At 57.6% G+C, this 17,353-nt stretch carries 16 protein-coding genes; 8 read left to right on the forward strand and 8 right to left on the reverse strand.

Features of this window, described 5'->3' with window-relative positions:
* The first annotated feature begins 289 nt into the window (after window positions 1-289).
* Genes RBH33_RS09725 through RBH33_RS09745 form a run of 5 tightly spaced genes read left to right on the forward strand, consistent with a single transcriptional unit; the run spans window position 290 to window position 4,643 of the window.
* Window positions 290-1,192, forward strand: coding sequence for an ABC transporter ATP-binding protein (locus RBH33_RS09725; protein WP_306731983.1), 903 nt, complete (start codon window positions 290-292; stop codon window positions 1,190-1,192).
* The gene (locus tag RBH33_RS09730; RefSeq protein ID WP_306731984.1) at window positions 1,189-2,352 is read left to right on the forward strand and encodes an ABC transporter permease; all 1,164 of its coding nucleotides are present in this window, start codon (window positions 1,189-1,191) and stop codon (window positions 2,350-2,352) included. Before RBH33_RS09725 ends, RBH33_RS09730 begins: the two co-directional genes overlap by 4 nt.
* On the forward strand, window positions 2,345-2,611 hold the full coding sequence (locus RBH33_RS09735) for a phosphopantetheine-binding protein (RefSeq protein WP_306731985.1): 267 nt from the start codon (window positions 2,345-2,347) through the stop codon (window positions 2,609-2,611). Before RBH33_RS09730 ends, RBH33_RS09735 begins: the two co-directional genes overlap by 8 nt.
* A complete protein-coding gene (locus RBH33_RS09740; protein ID WP_306731986.1) occupies window positions 2,611-3,771 on the forward strand; it encodes a beta-ketoacyl synthase N-terminal-like domain-containing protein in 1,161 nt (386 codons plus the stop codon). The genes RBH33_RS09735 and RBH33_RS09740 overlap by 1 nt, the downstream gene beginning before the upstream one ends.
* Entirely contained in the window at window positions 3,768-4,643 is an 876-nt protein-coding gene (locus RBH33_RS09745; RefSeq protein WP_306731987.1) for a beta-ketoacyl synthase N-terminal-like domain-containing protein, read from the forward strand. Before RBH33_RS09740 ends, RBH33_RS09745 begins: the two co-directional genes overlap by 4 nt.
* Before the next feature lie 7 nt (window positions 4,644-4,650).
* On the opposite strand, the gene RBH33_RS09750 is transcribed toward RBH33_RS09745, so the two are convergent.
* The 5 genes from RBH33_RS09750 to RBH33_RS09770 form a co-directional block, all read right to left on the reverse strand.
* Window positions 4,651-6,228, reverse strand: a complete 1,578-nt coding sequence (locus RBH33_RS09750; protein WP_306731988.1) for a glycoside hydrolase family 43 protein — start codon at window positions 6,226-6,228, stop codon at window positions 4,651-4,653.
* An 86-nt stretch (window positions 6,229-6,314) separates the two neighbouring features.
* Window positions 6,315-7,334 (reverse strand): BtrH-related acyltransferase DarH, encoded by a 1,020-nt coding sequence (gene darH, locus RBH33_RS09755; protein WP_306731989.1) that lies wholly within the window; start codon window positions 7,332-7,334, stop codon window positions 6,315-6,317.
* Window positions 7,331-7,735 (reverse strand): DarG family dialkylresorcinol biosynthesis protein, encoded by a 405-nt coding sequence (locus RBH33_RS09760; protein WP_306731990.1) that lies wholly within the window; start codon window positions 7,733-7,735, stop codon window positions 7,331-7,333. Before RBH33_RS09760 ends, darH begins: the two co-directional genes overlap by 4 nt.
* A gap of 17 nt (window positions 7,736-7,752) precedes the next feature.
* Window positions 7,753-8,904: a beta-ketoacyl-ACP synthase III gene (locus RBH33_RS09765; RefSeq protein ID WP_306731991.1), complete on the reverse strand. Its 1,152-nt coding sequence runs from the start codon at window positions 8,902-8,904 to the stop codon at window positions 7,753-7,755.
* Between the two features lie 34 nt (window positions 8,905-8,938).
* On the reverse strand, window positions 8,939-9,865 hold the full coding sequence (locus RBH33_RS09770; RefSeq protein WP_306731992.1) for a dialkylrecorsinol condensing enzyme: 927 nt from the start codon (window positions 9,863-9,865) through the stop codon (window positions 8,939-8,941).
* A 136-nt stretch (window positions 9,866-10,001) separates the two neighbouring features.
* Between RBH33_RS09770 and RBH33_RS09775 the strand changes: the two genes are divergently transcribed.
* The gene (locus RBH33_RS09775; RefSeq protein WP_306731993.1) at window positions 10,002-10,439 is read left to right on the forward strand and encodes a DUF2141 domain-containing protein; all 438 of its coding nucleotides are present in this window, start codon (window positions 10,002-10,004) and stop codon (window positions 10,437-10,439) included.
* Here the strand turns inward: RBH33_RS09775 and RBH33_RS09780 are convergent.
* Window positions 10,428-10,715 carry an ApeI family dehydratase gene (locus tag RBH33_RS09780; protein WP_306731994.1) on the reverse strand — a complete coding sequence of 96 codons (288 nt, stop codon included), beginning with the start codon at window positions 10,713-10,715 and terminating at the stop codon, window positions 10,428-10,430. The two genes, RBH33_RS09775 and RBH33_RS09780, sit on opposite strands and share 12 nt — an antisense overlap.
* A 42-nt stretch (window positions 10,716-10,757) precedes the next feature.
* Between RBH33_RS09780 and RBH33_RS09785 the strand changes: the two genes are divergently transcribed.
* A complete protein-coding gene (locus RBH33_RS09785) occupies window positions 10,758-11,189 on the forward strand; it encodes a hotdog family protein (protein ID WP_306731995.1) in 432 nt (143 codons plus the stop codon).
* Here RBH33_RS09785 and RBH33_RS09790 read toward each other — a convergent pair.
* Complete coding sequence (locus RBH33_RS09790) at window positions 11,173-13,608, reverse strand: putative bifunctional diguanylate cyclase/phosphodiesterase (protein WP_306731996.1); 2,436 nt, start codon at window positions 13,606-13,608, stop codon at window positions 11,173-11,175. The two genes, RBH33_RS09785 and RBH33_RS09790, sit on opposite strands and share 17 nt — an antisense overlap.
* Window positions 13,609-13,807: 199 nt before the next feature.
* On the opposite strand from RBH33_RS09790, the gene RBH33_RS09795 reads away from it, so the two are divergent.
* Window positions 13,808-16,384, forward strand: coding sequence for a glycoside hydrolase family 9 protein (locus RBH33_RS09795; protein WP_306731997.1), 2,577 nt, complete (start codon window positions 13,808-13,810; stop codon window positions 16,382-16,384).
* 71 nt (window positions 16,385-16,455) lie between these two features.
* Here RBH33_RS09795 and RBH33_RS09800 read toward each other — a convergent pair whose 3' ends face one another.
* On the reverse strand, window positions 16,456-17,262 hold the full coding sequence (locus RBH33_RS09800; protein ID WP_306731998.1) for a MipA/OmpV family protein: 807 nt from the start codon (window positions 17,260-17,262) through the stop codon (window positions 16,456-16,458).
* Window positions 17,263-17,353 lie beyond the last annotated feature (91 nt).

Raw genomic sequence — 17,353 nt, forward strand, 5'->3', positions numbered from 1 at the left:
GGGAGTCTATTCCGGAACCCTCGCGCCATGGATGGCGCGCGGGAGCCACACGGACGTGTTTACCGCGTTTCCGGAATATACTCCCCAGCTGCCCTGACTTTAAACCCGTACCAAACCAACATGGAGAACCCATCTCTGTTGCTAGTTAGTTTCTCAAGCTTGACCCAACTACCAGCTGTGACCCGCGCGCACCTGCCCCCAACCTCGGAAAAAAGTACAAAACAGCGTATAGTGCCCGCTTTCAAACACCCATAAAAACGGGCTTCAAGCCCCCAAGAGCGAGTCGCCATTGCTGAGTGTTGAAGCGCTGACTTTCGGCTACCGAAAACAGCAAACACAAATCGTCGACGTGTCGTTTAGTTTGGCCTCAGGGGACATACTTGGACTCCTGGGCCCCAACGGCGCGGGCAAGACCACGCTCGTCTCATTGATTGCCGGGCTACTTAAACCCCAGAGCGGGCGCGTCTTGATCGACGGCTCTCCGACCCACCTGGGTCGACGCGATATCGCCTTGGTGCCCCAGGAATACGCCTTTTACCCTCGTCTCACCGCACGCGAAAACCTCCTCTATTTTGCCGGCGCTCTGGGCCTTAGTCGTGCAGAAGCTCGAACTAGAACCGACAGCGCCCTGCAAAGCTGCGAACTTACGGATCGGCAGCACCAAAGGGCCGGGCACTATTCGGGTGGGCTCAAACGGCGCCTCAATTTTGCCATCGCGTTACTACAGCAGCCGCGCCTGCTGATTCTTGATGAACCCACAGCGGGTGTCGACCCCCAGTCGCGCGCTTTTCTATTGGACACCATTCGCCAACTCAACCAGCAGGGCACCACGCTCATCTACACCTCGCACCTGCTGTCGGAAGTGGAATCTCTCTGTCGTTCAGTGGCGGTACTAAACGCCGGGCGCATCATTTTGCAAGGAGATCTGGAAACGCTCCTGGCTGAACAGCACAGCCAAGTCCACGTAAAGCTGCCCCAAACTCCCGCGCCAGAATTGCTCGCTAAGAGCCCCGCGCAGTCCAAAGAACAGGGATGGTGGGCATTCGATCTGGAAGCCAGCGAACTGAGTGTCAGCGAATTACTGGGCAAGCTTGAGCAGGCAGGCAACAGCCCAACCCAAATTCGCTACGGCCAGCAGCGCCTGGAAGAAGTCTTTTTGACCGCCACCCACCGGGAGGAGCGGCCATCGTGAACGCTTTTTTGGCCTCCTTGCGCAAAGAGAGCCTCCTGCTGGTGCGAGATTGGCACGCCTTGTTGGTTTTGTTCGCCATGCCCGGCCTGTTCGTGCTCATCATGTCCATGGCGCTGGCGGAACGTTTCGAGGAGGGTGGTGTTCAACTGCCGGGCTACTTGGTCGTAGAAACCGACGCAGACAGTGCCCAGGAGTTTGTGGCCGAACTGCAGGACGTGCCTCACCTTGGAATGACCCCCGCCGCCGCAGGGCAAGCCTTACACACTGGCGATGCCTTGTACGAGCTTCGATTGCCCGAATACTTTGACGACGCTCTGGAAGGCCTTCGGGATGGGGCGGGCATTTACCTTCGCTTTGCACCCGAGCTGTCCCGACGGGATCGGGCGCTGATCCAGGCCGCCATTCAAGAAGCTTTTGCCCGTTACAACACCCTCGGCATCGCCCGAGAATTGGGTTATGACCGCGACTATGCGGAAACCGAATTGCTGCGCCAGGGGTTTATTGCCGTGGACCATGGCGAATTGGCTCAGACCCCCAGCGCCGTGCAGCAGAGCGTCTCCGCCTGGTTGATCTTTGCCATGTTTTTTATCGCCATTCCTATATCCACAACCGTGATCCAGGAGCGCCAACAGCGCACCTTGATGCGCTTGCGCACTCTGGGTATGCCAATCTGGGTGCTTTACAGCGCGAAGCTCTTTCCCTATTTTGTCGTCAACCTGCTGCAGTTGCTGGTCATGCTGGGCATCGGCATTGTGCTTCTGCCCCTGCTGGGCGCTCAGGGTTTATCTCTGGCCGGAGTGAATCTGGGCGCATTGTTGGTGATTGGCGCCAGCACCAGCTTGGCCGCTCTAGCGTTGGCTAGCCTGATTGCGACTCTAGCCCGCTCAGTGGAACAGGCTACGGTGGCGAGCGGGGCTTTAAATATTGTGTTCGCGGCACTGGGTGGGATTATGATTCCCACCTTTGTGATGCCGCCCGCGCTGCAAACACTCGCCCAGGTATCACCCATGGCCTGGGCTCTGGACGGATTTTTGGACGTTCTGGTTCGCGGGGCGAACTACGGCGATATTGCCGGACCCAGTGCGCTTCTGCTCGGAAGCGCCGCCATTTTATGGCTGGCTTCGGCCGGTCTTCTAAAGCGAGGCGCCGACCATGACTAACGCGGTTACCGAAGAATTGAAGCTGGCTCTAAAACAAATGATTGTCGAGGAGTGCGATAAGGACTTTGAGCCCGAGTTTATCGGTGACGACACCCCTCTGGTAGGTGGCGACCTGGACCTGGACTCTCTGGACGTATTGCAGATTTGTATGGCCGTAAAGAATCAATACGACGTGCGTATTGAAGGATCCGCGGAAGCGCGCCGGGCTCTGAAATCCGTGAATGTGCTCGCCCAGACCATCGTTGACGCCCGCCGCTGATGCCCACCTATATTCACCATGTTGATACCCACTGCGCTCTGGGACGAGGCCTGGAGCCGTGCGTCGCCGGTCTGCTGGCCGCCGAGAATCCCCTGTCGGAAATCCCCTTTGATCAGCTGCGCGATCCGGTCCACATGCCCTATTTCGCGCTTCCACTGGACACGACCGAAGACGACTTTTATCAGCAGTTGGAATCACTGTGCGCCAATGCTGTGAAAGGGCTAAGCGCTGAGCAAAGACGGCGCACGGCGCTGCTGTTGGGCTCCTCCTCCTTCGACGTGCAAGTGTCTGAACAGCTGTATCGGGCCGATCTGGCGCGACGCGGCAATGATCAAGCCGTACCCATGCCCATTGTGGGTTACGGCAAACTGGCCCAGCGCATTGGCGACAAGCTGGGGCTGTCACTGCAACGGCACAGTTACAGCACCGCCTGCACTTCGAGCGCCAATGCTATTTTGTACGGCCACCGACTCTTGGAGGCCGGCCTCGTGGACCATGCCTTGGTGCTTGGGTTAGAGCGTTTTAATCACACCAGTGTATTGGGCTTTTACGGTCTGGGATTGATTTCGCCAGGGCGCGCCATGCGACCCTTCGCCCAAGAACGCGACGGCCTGCTGCTGGGCGAAGCGGTGGGTTTGCTGCTGCTCAGCCGGGAAACGCCCGCGGCGGGGAAGCCCTGGTTGCGACTCTGTGGTGGAGCCATCGGCACCGACAATCACAGCCTGACCGCCGCCAATACTGATGGCCAACAATTGGCTCAGGTGGTTCAACAGGCGCTGGCGGACAGCCAGATAGACGCCCAGGACTTAGTGGGCGTAAAAGTGCACGGCACCGCTTCCCTGAAAAACGACGAGGCGGAAGCCGCGGCCCTGGGCACCGTATTCGGCGGCTCCACGCCCCCGGCGTTTGCGCTGAAGCCCTTCCTCGGCCACACATTGGGCGCCTGTGGTGCGGTGGAAACCGCCTTGACCTTGGGTTGTTTGGGGCGTGGAAAAATGCCCGCCAACCCCGGAATAGCGCCGGATCCCGTATTGAAGGTCAACCTGGCCCAGAGCGTTCAACCCGCTGCCACAGGGCCCTACTTGTTCAACTGTTTTGCCTTTGGCGGCAACAACAATGCCCTGGTGATTAGCCTCGATCGCAAGGGGACGGCGGCATGAAGGTAAGCTCCAGCTATTCTCTGCTGCATACCATAGACGCGGATGCAGAGGGCCCGCTGCCCGCCCTGGAGCCCTTGATCACCCGCTGGCATGGCAGCCGTATCCGGCGCATTGATCGCTACATCCAACTGTGCATTGCCGGCGGCCTCAACTGCGTTGCCGATAAACCGCTGGAGGAACGCACCGGCCTTTATTTGGCGAGCCGGGCAGGCGCTGTTTCCACTTCCGCCAAAGCCATGATCAACACCGAACAAAAAGGCGAAATGCCCAAGCCGCTGCACTTCGTAAACACCCTGGGAAATTCCGCCGGCTTTTACCTGACCCAACTGCTGGGCCTCACCGGCACAGTATTGGTGGTGTCCCAGGAGTGGTTGTCCTTTGAGTCCGCGCTACTGCATGCCTGGCTGGATTTGCATCAGGGCCGAGTCGATGCAGCACTGGTGGGTGGCTTTGATGAAGTGTGTTTGCCCACGGCTCATCACCTTGAGCGCTTGGGAGAGCAAACGACGCAACTGACCGAGGGCAGTCACTGGCTGTTGCTGGAACGGGAAGCACCCGCAAGCGGAGTGAGCCTGGAAGCCCCCAATTGGTTCGCCGACTCACAAGAACTGGCACACTGGATATCAACAGAAGCGCCGTTTGATTGGATCCAAACCGGTTTTGGGCCAAGCCCTGACGAACGGTCTTTATTGGCGTCGAACACCGGCGAACTTCAGGCCTTTACCCGTCCCGCTGCCCTCCATGGGGTGTTTTCCGGAGCGGCACTGGTGAGCTTATGTGAGCAACTGGCGGAAGGCCAAAAGTCCGGCCGGGCGCTGCACTTGGTACGGGGCACCGAAGGGCCTTATGGTGCCCTAGTCGTTACCTGTTAATCCTTTTTTAATCCGCCAGCTCCTTATATTCAAACCAATCGAAGTCCGCGTGCTGGCGCGTACCGGCCAAGTCCTGACACGCCACGCCGACAAAATTGCCGGTAAAGCCAATGGGCAGGGCGTGCTCGTCAGAGAGAATCGACGCGTCCTCTTCGCCCCCCGCGGCGCTCCACTGCTGGCCGTCTCGGGAGTAGAAAAACCGAATGCGGTCGTTTTTGATCTCCAGTTTCAGACACACCTGCTGCCAATCATCCAATGGGTATTCTTTTTCAATCAGGAAGCTGACCTTGCCTCGTTCGCAGCGCATTAACCCGAGGCAGCGCTTAGAGTGGGGCGCGTGAGTGAGAAACAAGTAGTAGAAGTTATCGGTGCTGTAGAAGGCCACCAGGCCTGCCATCTGCTGAAAGTTTTCGGGGTGGAAATCGAGGCAGGTGGAGGCTTCAATATGGAAGCTCTTTTGGCGCCGCGCCACCAGACTCTGCTCAAAGCGAGAGACGATACTCTCCCGGCCGTATAGGCGCAGAAAACCTGGGCGCTCGGTCAAGCTCGCCATCTGTTCATCAATGGGCACGCGCGGCGCCTGCCAGTGTGGACCCAGGTGTGTGGTGTCGAATTCGTCCCGCCGGATCGGCTCTGGCCAAGGGTGCTCGGGCAGCTCGGGCGCTTCGAACCGATCCAGCGGCGTTTTGCCGCCCGAAGCCAAACGCGGCCAGCCGTCCACCCACACAATTTTTTGTAACGAGGTTTCGCGGCCCAGGATGGAACGGCCGTTGGCCTGGGGCCTTCGGCACAAGTGAGCAAAGGCCCAGGTGCCGTCCCGGTGTTGCACCAGACTGCCGTGGCCGGCGGATTGCAAAGGCAGTTCGGGAACGCCAGCGCTGGTAATCAAAGGGTTATCCGGCATGAGCTCGTAGGGGCCGAGAATATCCCGGGAACGCGCCACCGTTTCGGCATGCGTAGTAAAGGTGCCGCCCTCGGCGGTTAGCAGGTAATACCAGCCATCCACTTTATACAGGTGCGGACCCTCTACCAGTCCCAGCTCAGAGCCACGAAAAATATTGGTCACCGGACCCACCAGCGCGCCTTTTTCCGCATCGAACTCCTGGATCAATATGCCGCCAAAATTGTGCTCCTCCGGGCGGTGATCCCAGACCATGTTGAGCAGCCACTTGCGGCCATCGTCGTCATGAAACAGTGACGGGTCGAAGCCCGAAGCGTTAAGAAAAATAGGTTCGGACCAAGGGCCTTCGATATGGGGAGCGGTGACCAGAAAGTTACGCGCGTCTTTAAAGATACCGGTCCAGTCGCGCACGTCGGTGTAGATCAAATAGAACATCCCATCCGCGTAGCTTAGGCTGGGCGCCCAGACGCCGCCGGAGTTGGGGCGACCGCGCAAATCCAGTTGGGAATAGCGCGTCAGTGGATGAGTCAGCACCCGCCAGTTCACCAGATCCTTGGAGTGGGAAATCTGTACGCCGGGAAACCATTCAAAGGTGGATGTGGCGATGTAGTAGTCGTCCTCAACGCGGACGATGGAGGGGTCCGGATTGAATCCGGTTAGCACTGGGTTGTTTACGGCTGTCATGCGCACACCTTGTTTGGGGTCCTTGCCAAACCGCCAACAAGGCGGGGCTATTCAACCCCGCAGTATCGCAACGCTGCTAAAAACGGTCAACGAGACGCGACGGCCGAATCAGACTTTGGCACCTGCAGCCAAGTGCGTAAGTCCAGCCATAACTGTCGCTCCCCCTCGGCGCAGCTGAGCAGCAGTTGCGCCAGCAGGGCATGATCGATGGCTTCCGGTTGTTTGCACTGTTTGGCCACCGCCAAAGCAAAATTTCTCCAGGTATCACCCACGGCGGTCATGGCCTCGGAGGCGCGCTCGAGTTCTGGCTCACTCAGGAGCTCTGCCGCCTCCTGCAGAAAGGATGCATAAATAAACCGAAACCCGGCTCCACCGGTACCAATCTCTTCCTGCATGCGCACTATGTGACCCAAAAACAAACGCTGCTCTTGCGGTGAACCCTTGAGTTTGGCGATTTTGCGGGCCAAAAAGCGAATACCCTTAACGCCAATAATGGGGAGGGGTGCACCCAGCATGACCTTCACATTGCGGCTGATGGCGGCGCGAATGACGCGAGGATAATCGATGGACTCGGGCACGGACTCCACAGTGTACATAAGCCCTTTGGGTGCCAGAGGGCCGCGTACAAAGCGCGCCCGGTTCAAATGCTTGCCACTGACGGTCACCGGTTCTTCAAATATCGGGTCGCTGATTTGGTACTGGTCGCCCTCGCGGCCGTACACCATCAGGTTGTGAGCATTGAAGTGAAAACGCATTTCTTCCGGAAAGTAAGGCAGGTAGTAGACGGACGTTTGTAGCCCCACTAACTGACCCTCGTCCAGCGCTTCGTCCAGCGCTTGGGCGCCGGCGATGGGATCTTTAAACCGCCGGAAGCTCACTTTCACCCCCAGACGTTTGCACAACCCTTTGATAATGAATTGCGGGGGCAAGCGGTAGGCGATCAGAGGCTGCCCGGAAAGCTTAACCACAGGGATATAAGCAAACGCTAGTGCATTGGCCAGACCAAACGCCATGGGCTCGGACACTTTCAGACCGCGCTGGGACAGCAGCGCCGAGATAACGCCGCTTTCACAGTGAGCGGACTGTTGATGCGAAAAGGAAGTCATTGAGTGTCCGGTGTTTGAGTGAGTTGATCAACGGAGATATCCAGCGCTTCGGCGTAGCGTTGCAGGAGAGACTGAGACAAACGCCGAAACGGCTTGGGCCGAAAATGCCACTTCACCCGCCAGCGGAACAAGCCGGTTACCTGCGCCAGCAGGGCAGGGTCCATGCGGCACTGATACATGTGATAAAACAGCGGCGACTTCTCGCCAGCGCGCACCTGCTCCAACGCTTGGTCGGCCAGTTGCTGGTAGAGGGCTACGGCGTCTTTAGTCGCGGCGGCCTCTACCTCCCAGCCGGTAGAAGGCACTTGGGTGTAGGTCCCGTCCTGATCACGGGCGTAGAGCAGTTTTTTGTGTCCGGCGTAGGTGCTGCTGTTGTCCTGAGGAACCTCATCGGTGCGCATGTTTTGCTCCTGAGCCGCTATACCACTTCGAGCAGCATATAGGCGACGGAAAAACGGCCGCTTTCGGGGATGTAACACAAGACTTTCTCACCCGGCTGCAGACGGTCCGAACGCAGCAGGTCGTCGAGCATAATGTACATGGAGGCGGAGCCGGTGTTGCCCTTCTCGGCCAGATTGGTAAACCACCGGCTCTGAGGAAGATCAAAACCCACCCGTTGCATACCGACGTACAGCCGATCGCGGAAATAGTGGGACGAGTAATGGGGCAAAAAGTGGTGAATATCCTCCGCCTTCAGGCCCCGGCGCTCCTGCAGCGTTTCCAGGGGGCGCTCGGCAGTGTAGTGAATCACGTGCTCGTTCAGTTGCTTGACGTCCTGTTTGACGGCAAGGAAACCTTCCCGCTCACGAGTGGCACCATCCACCTGCGACCAGCCGGTCAAACGGCCGTCGTCTTCCTTGCGCGCGCCGGCATACATACACGCGCTCATTTCGTTGGCGTAAGAAAAGACATCGATCCAGTGGATTTTCAAACAGCGCTGATCTGAACGAGGCTCACTTTCCAGCAACAGGGCTCCGGCCCCGTCCGAGAGCATCCAGCGCAAAAAGTCTTTTTCAAAGGCCAGCTCTGGATGCTTTTCCAGTTGCTCCACCTTGTAGGCCACTTCTGGAGCGAAGTTTTCCGCGCGCATGACTTTTGACGCTGCTTCTGAAGCCGCCGCCACCGCGCTGCGGTGCACGCCAGCCGCGACGTTCAAGTAGGCGTATTTCAGGGCCGTCATGCCGCTGGCGCAAACGCCCGCTGTTGTAGCCACTTCACAGGGTGGCGAGGCGAGCTCACCGTGGACCATGGAGGCATGGCCGGGCATGAGTTGATCGGCGATGGTGGTCGCCGCCGCCAAACATGTCATGTCAGCGAGGGAAAACTGCTCGTCCTCCAGACCCTTGATAGCCTGCGCGCACAGTTGCGCGTTGGTGTAGTTGGGCTCACCGGTTTCAGGGTCAATGGCGTAGTAGCGGGTGGTGATCTTGTTGTTGCGCAAAACCATCTTGCGAGCGCGCGAAGGCCGGCCGTTGACCAGGCCCAGGCGCGCCTCCATGGCATTGTTATCCACCGGATCATTGGGCAGAAACTGACTGGACTTGGTCACATAAACGGTGTTGTTGGACATCGGAAACAGCTCAATCGAGTAGGCTAGATACAGGTTACTCGCCCGACGGCCAGGCGAAATGCTGGCGCTGCTGGGCGATACGTCGGCGCAACAGTGGCGAAAACAGCTTTTTTAGCAAAGCGCTGATGGGCACCAGGGTAAGTATCATAGTAATTAAAAAAATCAGGTAGATAACCGCCAAGGGTTTACGCAGTGGCGCATCCGGGCCACCGCAGGCGAGAAAAAGCTTGCCCCAGATATAAAAACTGCGCGAGGCGATCTTCTCGCTGGGGATCAACTTATCGCGAATTTCCACCGCACCCATGCCCTGCCACACGGTTTCATCCAGGGGTTGTTCGCTATTCAGTCGCTGCCTAAGGGCCTCGCCGAAACGGCGCGCGCCCGCGATGTCCTTGTCAGACACGCCGGCCCGCGGGATGCCGAAGCGATAGGGCCCGCGGTTACCGGTCAGCAGCCACAGCGGCGTGGACAGAAAACTGGCGGCACTGCCGCCTTCGTCCACCAAAGCCATATTACCAATCAATCGAGCACCGAGACGCGTCATGTGCTTACGCACTTTTTCGTGGGCTTGCAGCCACATATTCCGGCAGGCGATAACTGTGACCACCGGCGTGTCCTTCAGCAGTTTTTCCGCCAGCTCGCCGCGCAGAAATGCCGACACTGGAATCGACGGGGCCAGATACCAGACCTGATAGCCGAGGATCACCAGATCGTAGGAATCCTTGAGTGCGCTGGTGTCCAGCGCCAATTCACAACCGGTCTCGTGCACCGATTCCGGGAAGGCATTGATAAAGCGGATCACCGGCCAGGGGTAAGGGTAGGGATTGGCTGGGCGCAGCTCGAGGAAATCCACCTCGACGGCGGGATCTTCCTGCAAGGCCGACACTACCGACTCCAGCACCCGATCCAGTTGCCCCGTCTGGGAATAGTGCAATACCAATAGGCGTTTTTTCGGTTCCATTTGCTGCAAAGATAGTCCTCGGGACGGCTTTTGTGGTTATGATGTTGATGTGGCCCGGAGCCCGCTATTACCGACGCGTCTCGTGATAATGTGGCGCAAAGTCTACCATAGCCAATGAACCGTGTAAGTAAGCACTATGCGCACTGTTTTGCTGTTAATTCTATTGGTCTTTGCCCGTGTTTCAGGGGCCTCAGAACCCTACCAACTGACCGTGGAGGGCAATCGCTCTCCCGGGGCGGATCTGTACGTGGCCGTGTATCCAGAGAGAGCGAGAAGCTGGGATGCAGAACCGCTCGTGCAGCTACGCCATGTCCTGCCCGAATCCTCGGTTTTTACCATCGATCTGCCGCTGGACCCTGGCGCTTACGCCATTCGGGCTTTTGTGGATTTGAGTGGTGACGGGGAGCTGGCCACTGGCGAGCGGGGCAGACCTATAGAACCTTTCGCCATCAGCGTGGGGGAGGGGCGCCGGCAACCGTCCATGCACTTTAGGCGCTCGGTGTTCCTTCTGAGCGACGATCAGCCCGAGGTCACTCTGACATTGCGCTACCCGGAAGCGGCTTCAAACCATTAGTGCAGTCGCCTGCAGCACATCGCCGTCCGGGCCCGAGATACGCACTTTGATCCGGGGCCAGGCGCTCTCGTCCACATGCATCTGGGCCAGCTCGCCCGGGCGCAAGGGAGAGAGAAACTTCACTTTTTTAAAGCTTTGCAATTGCGACTGAGGGTGCTCTGCCAGCAAGGTGCGCTCTATCCGGCCCAGCAGCCAAGCGCCAGGCGCCAAAGGCATTCCTGGGAAGTGCCCCTGTACACAGGGCTCATCGGCGCTAAGGGTAAATTCACTGCGCATGGGCTAAGATGTTTCCTAATTTACTGTTCTGACAGGACGGCCATGACCACCGCGTTAAAACCTGCTTCGCTACTCCCTCACACCGGCGCCATGGTGTTGCTGGACCGTATTGATCGGTGGGACGACGAAACCATAGTCTGTACCAGCCACTCCCATCTGGCAGCCGATAATCCGCTTCGGGATGACGGCAGGCTGTCTGTGTACGCGGGAGTGGAATACGCCGCTCAAGCCATGGCGGCCCATACCCGGTTGCTCATCAGCGACTCAGCGCCACCGCGTAAAGGCTTTTTGGCGGTCGCTTCCAAGGTCACCGCCCACGCAGCCACACTCGATGAGCACACTCAGGAACTGACCATTGAGGCTCAGACCATCGCCCAAAACCGGGACAGCTCAATGTACCAGTTTCGGCTCAGTGCGCAAGGACAGTTGATTTTGGAGGGGCAGTTAACGGCCGTACTCAGTGACGCCCCTTAACGTAAGCGTTTGTTGACGGCTGCGTACCCGTCGCGGGCCCGCCCTCCAAAAGCTCAATAAAACTGCTGGGGCGATGTATGCCAAAACCTTGGAGATAATCCACACCCATCTCGCACAACAGCTCCAGGATGGTCTCATCTTCCACAAACTCAGCGATGGTAATTTTGTTCAAGGTCTGACCAATGTCATTGATGGCTCTCACCATGGCCAAATCCGTTTCATCGGTGGCCATATCACGCACGAAAACGCCATCGATTTTCAGAAAGTCCACGGGGAAGCGACGCAGGTAGCTGAACGAGGACAAGCCGGTGCCAAAATCGTCCAGAGCAAAACTGCACCCACGCTGACCTAAGGTCTCCATAAACGTAATCGCACCCACCAAGTTGTTGACCGCAGCGGTTTCGGTGATTTCAAAGCAGATTTTATTCCCAGGCACTTGATGGCGATCCAACGCATCCAGGACAAAAGCCTGGAAATCGGGCTGGTCAAAGGAGCGGCCGGAGAGGTTTACATGGCAGGCATCAAGCCCCTTCAAATGGGCAGGGTGGGCGGCGAGTTGACTGAAAACCTCTTCTATCACCCAGCGATCAATCGCCGGAGCCGCACCAAAGCGCTCGGCAGCTGGCAGAAACATGCCGGGCGGGACTACTTCCCCCTGCGCATTGCGTAAGCGCACCAACACCTCGTAACGCAACCCGCTTTTGCCCGGCACCGAGGGCGTTATGAGCTGGGCTTCAAGGAACAAGCGGTTTTCCTGCAAAGCCTCGCGCAAGTGGGTCAACCATTCCATTTGCCCTCGATGTTCCGCCAGTTGCTCATCGTTTTCCCGAGATACATAGATACGGTTGCGACCCTGCTCTTTGGCGAGGAAACAAGCGATATCCGCTGCACGCAGCAGACCCTCAGAGTCGGGCGTGGTGGGCAGTATGGGTACTAAACCCATGCTGCAGTTGAGGGTGTAGCGGCGCTCCTGCCAGACGAACTCGGATTCGCTCAAATTCTGGCGTACCTGTTCCGCAATTGCCGCGGCGGTGTCCAGATCGCGGTTCTCCAGGATGACACCGAATTCGTCCCCGCCCAAACGAGCCAGCATGTCATGCTCGCCCAAGGTTTGACGGAATACCTCCACCACTTGCCGCAGCATATGGTCACCGGCGAAATGACCCGAGGTGTCGTTAATGAGCTTGAACTGATCCAAGTCGATAAAGCACAAGGCGTGCTGGGTGCCCTCCGTACGGGCGCGCTGCAGAGCGTCACTCAAGCGACGTTCGAAAGCCCAGCGATTATAGAGCCCAGTCAGAGCATCGTGGCTGGCCTGATAATTGAGTTCCACGGACAGGCGGCGTGACTCAGAGACGTCCTCCAAAATGACAATGTAATAGGGCTCGGCGCCACCGGGCGGCGTCACGGTCGAAACCGTCAAGCGCACCCACAGGGGCGTGCCCTCAGCCTTGAGCAAACGTTGCTCCAGGGTGTAGTTATCCACCTCTCCCGCCACAATACGCGCCGCCTTTTTGCGCGCCACATCCCAATCCTCAGGATGCACCAGATCTCGGTAGCGCAACGCCAAAAGCCCAGGCTTCGGGTAATCCAGTACCTTACACAGGGCATGGTTCACATCCAGGATGCGACCGTCGCGGGCCACTTGGGCCATGCCAACAGCAGCCTGCTCAAAGATCGCCCGGAACCTGTGCTCGCTGCCGCGCAAGGCTCGCACCAGCCCCCAACCCAATAGCCACACCAGAAGGGCGATGATAAACAAAAAGCCGACGCTGACCACGGACAGAATCCTAGTCATCCATCGGGAAGCGTCCGTCATGGCCAAGCGGAACTGCATCGCCAAAAGCCCGAGCTCATCATTTACCTGAGCGAGACGCTCGCTCAACTCATCCAATTGTTCACGGTTCGGCTCGAACGATGCCCACTCAGCCTCCATAGTATTGGCAATGCCCTGCAACTCCAGGATGTACTGATCGGAGTCCCGCCAAACCTCCATGGCGCTGCGGAAATAGGCAAAGTCGGAAAAGTAGCGGAAGAGCCAAATCATCCGCCCCACATCGTCCGGATGATTCTGGCCACGAATTAAAGCCTGCCGCGCCAGATCGCGATCGATGGGGCGCGCCTCCATGGCCAGGCGGGCCTCGCGATCGGCCAGGGGAATATCCAGCCAAACCCGCGCACTGGCCAGTGCATCTGGCTGACCCTCTTCGGCGTAACGGTAAAGGTAATGGACGCTGGCCACCTGCGCCCGAGACCAGACGCTCTGACCGGCAATGTACGCCGATGCCGCCGCTTGGATCTGCACCGTGGCAAGAGTAAAACCCGCCGCCAGAATGACCAAAGCGATCAACCCAGTTACAAGGCCTAGGATTTTGAGCCGGTACGGTGTCTGTTTTCCTAGTGCTGTCTGTTGCTTCACGTGCTGTTCACCGGGCCGTGTTCCACAGGAATGCTGGAATATGTAGTGCACTAAAGGTGTGTTATTTCTTCAAGTTAAGCAGTAAAAGCACCAAAGCGCCAATCGTGGGTTTGACTGTGGCGCATCGGCAACATACGGTATTCGGCGCTGTCCCAACAGCGACACAAACTGATAAAACAACGATAAATAGGACTACACAATGTTTCCCAACATAAAGCTTGTCGGCATTCCTTTACTCGTTTTAACCCTGGTGGGCTGTGACAGGCAGCCCGAAAGTGCCAATGCGCCTGCTGCCCAAAGCGCCTTCGCACTGAACGACCTGGACTACTTTCAAAACCGCGGCGTGGGCGTTATGGCGTTCCACGACGACCACCCTGAAAGCCGCCAAGGCGGCGTGATTATGGTGATGCACGGCAATCGCATTGCCACCAACGGCGATTTGCGCCTGGAACCCACCCCCGGCCAGTGGTCACCGGTGCCTAAACTAGAGAACCGTGTGGTGGACCGCGAGGCGGGCGAAATCCGCACCACCTTGTCCTATCCAGACGAGCGACAAAACCTGGTCGGCTTCAACCCTCTTTATTACCCCGATTTGGAACTCACCTATGACGTTGTGGTGAGCACCGAGGGTGACGCCATTAAAGTGCGGGTGGATCTGGATCGACCGATCCCCGATGAGTGGGTGGGCGAAATCGGTTTTAACCTGGAGCTGTATCCCGCCGATCTGTTCGGTATGAGCTGGATTATGGACGATCAATCGGGGATTTTTCCGCGTCAGGCGTATGGCGTGACCGTGCCGGAAGGTTCGGAGCCGAATCCGCAAATTGTTCAGACCAGTCCGTTAAAGGGGCTGGTGCCTCTGGACAACCATCGCGCCCGTCCAGCCCCACTGGCCACCGGCAGAACCTTATCGGTCGCACCCGAATCCGACGAGATGCGTCTGCAAATTGAAACCCGCGACGGCCACTTGGAATTATTAGACGGTCGAGTGCAACACCAGAACGGCTGGTTTGTGGTGCGCACGACTATCCCAGGCGGCGTATCTGAAAACGCTCTGGAGTGGACCATTCGCCCCAATGTGATTCACGACTGGATTTACCAGCCGGTTATCCAACATTCCATGGTGGGCTACCATCCGCAGCAGTCCAAAGTCGCGGTGATTGAAACCGATCCCAATGATAACTTTGATCAGCCCATGCAACTGATACGGCTGACACCCAGCGGCGAGCACCAGGTGGTGTTGGACAAAAAGCCGCAGGCCTGGGGAGACTTCCTGCGTTATCGCTACTTCCACTTTGATTTCTCCGACGTCAAACAGGAAGGCATGTACCAACTGGTGTTGGGCAACCAAAGAAGCAAACCCTTCCGCATTGCCGATAATGTGTACGATCAAAACGTCTGGCAGCCCACATTGGAATACTTTCTGCCCATTCAAATGGGGCATATGCGCGTAAAAGAAAAATACAAGCTTTGGCACGACGCCAGCCACCTGGACGATGCCCTCATGGCGCAAGTGGATATCAATCACTTTGACGGTTATGTGCAAGGCCCCGACACGCTGACCGATTTTGCGCCAGGCGAACATGTTCCCGGGCTCAATCGCGGTGGTTGGTACGATGCCGGTGATGAAGACTTCCGCATCGAGAGCCAATCCGGTGAGGTATTTATTCTCAGCGCCGCCTATGAAGAGTTTGATGTCCAGCACGACAACACATTGATCGATCAGACACTGCGCCTGGTGGAAATTCGCGAACCCGACGGCGTACCGGATATTCTTCAGCAAATAGAACACGGTTTGCTGACCGTAGTGGGTGGCTACCAAGCCCTGGGTCGACTCTATCGCGGTATTATCGTGCCCACGTTGACTCAATACGTAATGGGCGGAGATTTCTCCGGCCAAACGGATAATCTGATTTACGATCCCGAACTGGAACCGCACGAGCGCACCGCCACCCACTCTGGGTTGCCGGATGACCGCTGGGTGTTTACCGAAAATAACCCCGGCCGGGAGTTCGATGCCATTGCCAACATAGCCGCCAGCGTTGGACCTATGCGTGATTACGATGAAGAGCTGGCCAACGATGCGCTGACGGCGGCCACAGAATTGTGGCAAGTGGAGCGCCCGGTGGAGAACGACGGGGTGCGTCGCAATAAAGTTCGCGCGGCGGTAGAGCTGTTTCGAGCCACCGGTGCGGACGAGTACCGCGATTTCATTCTCAGTGAACGGGACTTTATCATTGACGAATTCCGCTCTGTTGGTTGGGCCGTAGCTCGCGCGGTACACCAGCTTAACGACGAAGCATTGACCCAAGCCATGCGCCAATCGGCCGCCGAGTTCTATCGGGACATTGAAGCATCTATGGCCGACACACCCTATGGTCTGACCTTTGAAATGCAACTGTGGGGCCGAGGCTGGGATCTGCAGCGTCAAGGGGTCGCTCATTACTTCCTGCACCAAGCCTTCCCTGAAGAATTTGGCAAAGAGTATCTGCTGAACATTCTTCACTATGTGCTAGGCACCAATCCCGGTTCCAACAACCAGTCGTACGCCTCGGGCGTGGGTGCCAAGTCCAAAATAGCGGCGTATGGCATTAACCGTATGGATTACAGCTATGTGCCCGGCGGCGTAATCGTTGGTACCGCGCTGATTGCTCCCGACTTTCCAGAGCTAAAGGAATTCCCCTATCTCTGGCAGCAATCTGAGTATGTACTGGGCGGCGGCGCCAGCCGGTTTATGTTCCTGGCATTAGCGGCTGACAAATTGCTTAACGAATAAGGTTTACCCTTGCGCCATAAAAAAAGCCCCGTTTGAAAGCGGGGCTTTTTTTGTGCCTGACAAACGCTGGACTAAAAAATGATCCAGCTCACCGCCAGACCACCACTGACGTTGTGTTCGGTTTCCACCAAAGGACTATCGCGAAATTTTGTGCCCTGTAGATTGTTGTAGCGGGCAAACAAACCGTACCAGAAGCTGCCCTTGCGCCGGCTGACGATGACCTGAGAATTGAGTCCGCTGTAGCCGCTGCGGGCGCGATACGCCGGGCGTTCGGGCAGAGCGTGTTCGGTTGGAACACTGTAATAGTAGCTGTGGAAATCACCTGAGCCAAAAGCCGGGCCGGCGCGCAGGCTCCAATCCCACTGCAGCCAAGTGGTTCGGTACATCAGGTGTGGTTCCAGCATCCAACCCACATGCTCCGGGGAGCGACGCCCAAAGGCAATAATGGCGCGCACGGGCAAGTGCAGCAATAATCCGCGCCGCAGGTCTTCTCCGGTAAGGTTCACATCCAGGGCCGGACCCAGCTCCACGGTGGAGTCCAGCGGGCGCATGCCTTCACGCAATTCATTCTTATGGCTGTCCGGGGTCAAGGTCGCCAGAACGCTGAGAGTTAACTCCATCTCGTCCGTAGCCCAGAATTCCCCTCGCACCCCCTCGTCATCTGAACGCAAAAAGCGGCCCCGGTAAACCAAGTAAGGAACCGGTGATACATAGGCCCGGTAGGTTTCCGAACCACGGTAATCCGGCCCCGCCACAGTGCCTATGCCGATGCCAGCGGACCAGGTCTGGTCCGGGGGGAGATCAATTCGGTCGGCCAGGGAGCCGTGGCTGGTAAAGGCCAGCAGGCTTGCGGCGAGCCAGCAACTCAAGTTCTTCATCAGTCGGTCCCATCAATAGGTACAGTCATCCATCAAGGTCAATCCGCGTCTGCGGACTTGCCGACGAAAGCCTACCATACGCCAGCGTTCA

Origin of the sequence: Marinimicrobium hydrolyticum, assembly GCF_030848505.1 — a bacterium.
Taxonomy (GTDB): domain Bacteria; phylum Pseudomonadota; class Gammaproteobacteria; order Pseudomonadales; family Cellvibrionaceae; genus JAVDDU01.

Bases quoted from the DNA above. Each gene is read 5' to 3' on its own strand.
- RBH33_RS09740 (WP_306731986.1), top strand. From the start codon at position 2,611: ATGCCCACCTATATTCACCATGTTGATACCCACTGCGCTCTGGGACGA.
- RBH33_RS09750 (WP_306731988.1), bottom strand. From the start codon at position 6,228: ATGACAGCCGTAAACAACCCAGTGCTAACCGGATTCAATCCGGACCCC.
- darH (WP_306731989.1), bottom strand. From the start codon at position 7,334: ATGACTTCCTTTTCGCATCAACAGTCCGCTCACTGTGAAAGCGGCGTT.
- RBH33_RS09735 (WP_306731985.1), top strand. From the start codon at position 2,345: ATGACTAACGCGGTTACCGAAGAATTGAAGCTGGCTCTAAAACAAATG.
- RBH33_RS09795 (WP_306731997.1), top strand. From the start codon at position 13,808: ATGTTTCCCAACATAAAGCTTGTCGGCATTCCTTTACTCGTTTTAACC.
- RBH33_RS09760 (WP_306731990.1), bottom strand. From the start codon at position 7,735: ATGCGCACCGATGAGGTTCCTCAGGACAACAGCAGCACCTACGCCGGA.
- RBH33_RS09745 (WP_306731987.1), top strand. From the start codon at position 3,768: ATGAAGGTAAGCTCCAGCTATTCTCTGCTGCATACCATAGACGCGGAT.
- RBH33_RS09765 (WP_306731991.1), bottom strand. From the start codon at position 8,904: ATGTCCAACAACACCGTTTATGTGACCAAGTCCAGTCAGTTTCTGCCC.
- RBH33_RS09780 (WP_306731994.1), bottom strand. From the start codon at position 10,715: ATGCGCAGTGAATTTACCCTTAGCGCCGATGAGCCCTGTGTACAGGGG.
- RBH33_RS09785 (WP_306731995.1), top strand. From the start codon at position 10,758: ATGACCACCGCGTTAAAACCTGCTTCGCTACTCCCTCACACCGGCGCC.
- RBH33_RS09800 (WP_306731998.1), bottom strand. From the start codon at position 17,262: ATGAAGAACTTGAGTTGCTGGCTCGCCGCAAGCCTGCTGGCCTTTACC.
- RBH33_RS09775 (WP_306731993.1), top strand. From the start codon at position 10,002: ATGCGCACTGTTTTGCTGTTAATTCTATTGGTCTTTGCCCGTGTTTCA.
- RBH33_RS09770 (WP_306731992.1), bottom strand. From the start codon at position 9,865: ATGGAACCGAAAAAACGCCTATTGGTATTGCACTATTCCCAGACGGGG.